Here is a 4,885-nt window from a genome sequence, read left to right on the forward strand (position 1 = left end):
CTATGGACGAAGTTAATGATGCTATTGACCGGGTATTAGCTGGTCCAGAAAAGAAAGACCGAGTAATGAGTGAAAAGCGTAAGGAATTAAAAACATAGCCGAAAAGAGTTTGTTTGAATAAAATATGTAAGCATTTAGCTATTAGCATTCAGCAACATTACCAAAACTAAACTGTACCGACTGATAACTAATAACTGATTAATTTTCCGGAAATATATCAATGCTAATTCCTACTCAAAAGGGAATGAAGTAATAGCCAACTACTGAATGCTGAATGCTTACTAAAATATCACCAAAACTCAACTATAGTAATCCTAAATGATTTGTGAGAGAAAGCTGTATGGATTTGCTTGAAAAATCCCATTTATACGCTTGGTTTGGAGACCAAACCCCTACGATAATTACAACCCATTTAGGATTGCTATATACTGACTGATAACTGATAACTGATAGCTGATTAAGCAACACCATAACCTGTATAAGGACGCTTATAAGATGGATGTCAACCTAATACAATATCCTCTTTTAGCAACACCCATTTCTATTAATTATTGACCAACATTACTCTCAGTTGCATTTTGCTGAAGCCAAATTTTTCCATCTTTAAGATCAAAATGTAAAACGGTGTAGTAAATTCGTTCTAAGTTTTTCCAACCTACTCGCATAAGTTGATAATGATTTCGTATCCGGTCAAAAAATAGTTGATTTTCTACCTCTTTATTTTCAGATTGAAATTGAGCATACTTTTCTAACAAAATTTCAATGCAGGAACGATAATTTTCTATACTTATCCATTGAACAATTTCCTCCGTTTTGGGTTCGTAAATAAACAGTTATTTTACAAAAATTATCTAATTGAACAGTGGTCATTGCGACGATAGGGAGCAATTTCAGACGTTTAGGAGATTGCTTCCTTCCACGGAGTGTAAGTCGCTGCGGACTTGGGTATAGTAATTACCTGGATTTGATAGAATTTGATTCTTATAATAATAGATCTTTTGTCCGTTCCCCATTACCTTTTGCCTCATAACACTTTTCCACAAAACTTAAATACCGCTTTTGAAATACTGTTTGAGAAAATTTATCGGTGTGCTTTCTAATAATTTCTGGCTGAAAATATTCCTGATAATTTTCAAATTTTTCCACCGCCTCAACTAAAGCTTTTTCTGTTTGTTCAGGAAATAATAAACCTGTTGCCGAATCTGGATATTTTCTCATATCTAAAACTGTTTCAGTAGCTCCACCAACACCATAAGCAATAACAGGAGTTCCACAAGCTTGAGCTTCTACTAAAGCCATACCAAAATCTTCACAAGCAGCATAAATAAAACCTTTTGCTTCTGACATATATTGAGCGACTACTTCTTCAGGTTGCCAACCCATAATTTTGACATTAGACTTAGCAAGCTGACGTAATTTATCTAATTCTTTTCCAGTGCCAATAACTATTAATTCCCGTCCTAACTGATTAAAAGCTCTGACAATTAAAGATATTTTTTTGTAGCTCACTAATCTACAAACTGTTAGATAAAAATCTTGTTTCTGAGATTTAAAAGGAAATTTTTCCACATTTACAGGCGGATAAATCACCTCAGCTTTACGTCGATAACAACGCCAAATTCTACGGGCAGTATGTCGAGAATTAGCAATAAAATAATCTACTCGATTAGCAGAAATTACATCCCATTCCCTCAGTCTATGTAAAAGATATCTAGTAAAAATTCCAAGGATACCTTTACCAACTTTACTACTATTTAGATAATCAAAAGTTAAATCCCAAGCATAACGCATAGGAGTATGACAATAGCAAATATGTAGTTGATAAGGTGTAGTCAGAATACCTTTAGCAACTGCATGGGAAGAAGAGAGAATTACATCATATTCTCGTAAGTCAAATTGTTCAATTGCTATAGGTAATAAAGGTAAATATTTTTGTACTCCATTACGAGCAAAAGGCAAATGTTGTAAAAATGTTTTGCCTATTTTACGTTGATAAAGATAACTTTCTGGGTTGCTTGATTCAAAATCAATTAAAGCATATAAATCTGCATTAATATGTTTGAGAATTTCTTGAACAACTAATTCTGAACCACCAGTTGCTTTAGGAGTTAACCATTCGTGAACAAGAGCATATTTTACTTCCACAGTCATTTCAGTTATAGCGCTACGCGCTAGGGAATAGGGAATAGGGAATAGGGAATAGGGAAGAGTAGCTAATAAAGGGTTTTCCTACGGAATGCTGCGCAAACAGGATTTAGAAATCTCCTAACCTTAATGCGTAGCGCTGTATCAGTTATCAGTACCCAATAAAAAAGGTATTTTTCAACCAAACCCTTACAGTTTTTTTCACAAATTATGAAAGGTAATTAATAATTATTAATAATTAATTTTAGTAATTATTTCCTAATCCGTTTTGCGCCTTGCCAAGGGTCACTATTTGCTATAGGATGATCGTACCAAAGGCGAGCGCTAGTAACATCTGCCAAATGACAAAAAGCTGCCAAAGGACTCATTACTCGTCGTTTATTTGTATAGTCTTGATGTTCTCCTTCAATATATTTAATCCCATTTTCTTGTTCAGAAGTTAATTCAATTCCATACTCTTTTAACTTCATTTTCCGAAAATTTTGTTGTGCTTCTTTTGTTCTCATAGACTCAACTCTTACCCATTCCCCTGAATTATCTTTTTCAAAAGCCCAAGGTTTTTCTAAATCATGTAAAAATGTTACTAATAGAACATCTGACTGAGAAAAAGGCAAAGTTCGTAGTTCGTTAAAATGATGATAAAGACTATCAGCAATATTCATAATTTCTTGAATATGATCGATATATCCACCAACCCATGTTTGATGATTATGAGTAGAACCTCTAACTCTCTGAAAAAGTTGTCGGTTTTCTTCTAAAAGTTGCAAACATTTAGAAGCATTAGGTTCATCAATCATTGATAGTAATTCTTCAACTGTGTAATAAGTCATTTCAGTTATCAGTTATCAGTTATCATTCAATACAGTTCAGTTAAGGATTTTTTTTGTATTTATATTTATGTAGTTTGAAAACCCTATCTAATGGTTCTATATCTTAAGTAGTTGTGCAAAATTAATTACACATACTCTAGCTCTGAAAAACCTGTATTGTCAAAATCACAGGGAAGAAAATTAGTTAGTTAATTTTGCTTCGCCACTTATGAGTTTTCGTCTTAACTAAACCGTATTGAGTTATCAGTAATTCTGGCTGAAATAGGAAGCTTGAAATACTGAAGTTTATTTTTTAATCCCCTAATAGGATAGGCTTGAAACCTGATTTTTTGCTCATTTGTAATTTTTCAATACAATCATTTTGATAAATTTTTTATTTTACCGAAAAATCAAGGTATAAAGCCTCTCCATTCATGGAGAAAAAAGCGGTTGTTTGCGGAGAATTCCGTTAGGATGGGATGGCGTTTCGGCTCAAGCGCCGAAAACGCCATATCCAATCAATCAAGAGAAGAAAAAAATTCCTTTTAGGCAATCCTTCTATTACAGAATAGGTAATTATTAATTGTTAATTATTGAAGAAAAGGCGCTCAAAATATATTTATCTAGAGATATCTAGAGAAAATACAACTTTATTCTCCTTAGTATACAGCTAAGTAAATTGATAATTGATAACTTTCTAGTTTACTCAATCAAAATATTAGAAGCTAATTTATCCGCCCAACGAGTTGTTTCTGGCAACCGATATTTAGGAGTACATTTCAAGACATAATTTATAGCAGTTATTAAGCTAATTTTATGACCAGTTGAAACATAAATTTGTTTAACTCCTGTACGACTTCTGAGAACTGCACCAATAACTTCTTCTTCATCTATTAATGGTTGCCAATTACCTTTTTCTAAACCAACAACATCATGTTTCCCAATATAGTGAGATTTAGCTACACCAATACTAGGAATATTAACTAAAACTCCTAAATGACAAGCTACACCAAATCGACGGGGATGAATTAATCCTTGACCGTCACAAAGAAGTAGGTCGGGAATAATATTTAACTTTTCTAAAGCATCTAAAATAGCAGGTATTTCTCTAAAAGATAATAAACCAGGAATATAAGGAAAAGAAGTAGGACGTTGAGCGATCGCTTGTTCTTTCAATTCCAATTCTGGAAAGTTTAAAACTGCTACTGCTGCTTGAGTAATCTTATCATCATTACTATAACCAACATCAACTCCAGCAACATATTTAATAGCTCCAAATTGGTCTTCAGCTATTACTTTATGGCGGAGTTTTTCTTGCATATTTATTGCCCTGTCTACATCAGTCGGAAAATCAAACTTTTGGTCTATTTTCATAACATTATAGAACTTGATAATTTACCTACTCCCCACACTCCCTATTCCTTATTCCCTATTCCCTATTCCCTTCTTTAAGAAGATTGACTATCTCTTCTTCCTAATTCATAAACACCACAGCTTATACAAGTAATCATCCCAATACTAATTGACCAACTTTTACCTAAACCAAATTCTACACCCCAATTGCATAAACTTCCTACAATTAAAAAAGGCACAATACTAAAGATAGAAGCATAAAAAGCATTTTGAGATTCTCTCGCTTTGCGCGTTCTTTCAAATTCCTCCTCAGATGTATACAACGCTCTTTCCGCAAAGTTAAACCAACGGTTAAGCTGTAACGTCACCCACTCACTCAGGGGGGAAAAACCCCAATATAAGGCCAAAGACCACAAAGATGAACCTGCGATCGCTGTTGCATCTATGGCCAATCTAAAAGGAAAAATTTCTTCTAATATCATTTTTTAAAATCTTAAATTATTTTATTCAACAAAATTTTAAATCTCTCAATTATAGCAGATTTCAGAAAAGTATAGAATTTTTGGTAAATTCTACCT

5 protein-coding genes are annotated in these 4,885 nt (G+C 33.3%); all 5 read right to left on the reverse strand.

Annotation, left to right across the window (positions count from 1 at the left end):
* Window positions 1–548 precede the first annotated feature (548 nt).
* The 5 genes from AFK68_RS10440 to AFK68_RS10460 all read right to left on the reverse strand — a co-directional run bounded on the left by AFK68_RS10440 (window position 549) and on the right by AFK68_RS10460 (window position 4,786).
* Entirely contained in the window at window positions 549–755 is a 207-nt protein-coding gene (locus tag AFK68_RS10440) for an element excision factor XisI family protein (RefSeq protein ID WP_371357317.1), read from the reverse strand.
* A gap of 226 nt (window positions 756–981) precedes the next feature.
* Window positions 982–2,151, reverse strand: a complete 1,170-nt coding sequence (locus tag AFK68_RS10445) for a glycosyltransferase (protein WP_371357318.1) — start codon at window positions 2,149–2,151, stop codon at window positions 982–984.
* Between the two features lie 245 nt (window positions 2,152–2,396).
* Entirely contained in the window at window positions 2,397–2,975 is a 579-nt protein-coding gene (locus tag AFK68_RS10450) for a hypothetical protein (RefSeq protein WP_094672650.1), read from the reverse strand.
* 681 nt (window positions 2,976–3,656) lie between these two features.
* Entirely contained in the window at window positions 3,657–4,328 is a 672-nt protein-coding gene (gene nfi, locus AFK68_RS10455; RefSeq protein ID WP_094672651.1) for a deoxyribonuclease V, read from the reverse strand.
* Window positions 4,329–4,402: 74 nt separating this feature from the next.
* Window positions 4,403–4,786, reverse strand: a complete 384-nt coding sequence (locus AFK68_RS10460; protein WP_094672653.1) for a hypothetical protein — start codon at window positions 4,784–4,786, stop codon at window positions 4,403–4,405.
* Window positions 4,787–4,885 lie beyond the last annotated feature (99 nt).

This window comes from Hydrocoleum sp. CS-953 (assembly GCF_002260545.1).
Classification (GTDB): domain Bacteria; phylum Cyanobacteriota; class Cyanobacteriia; order Cyanobacteriales; family Microcoleaceae; genus Trichodesmium.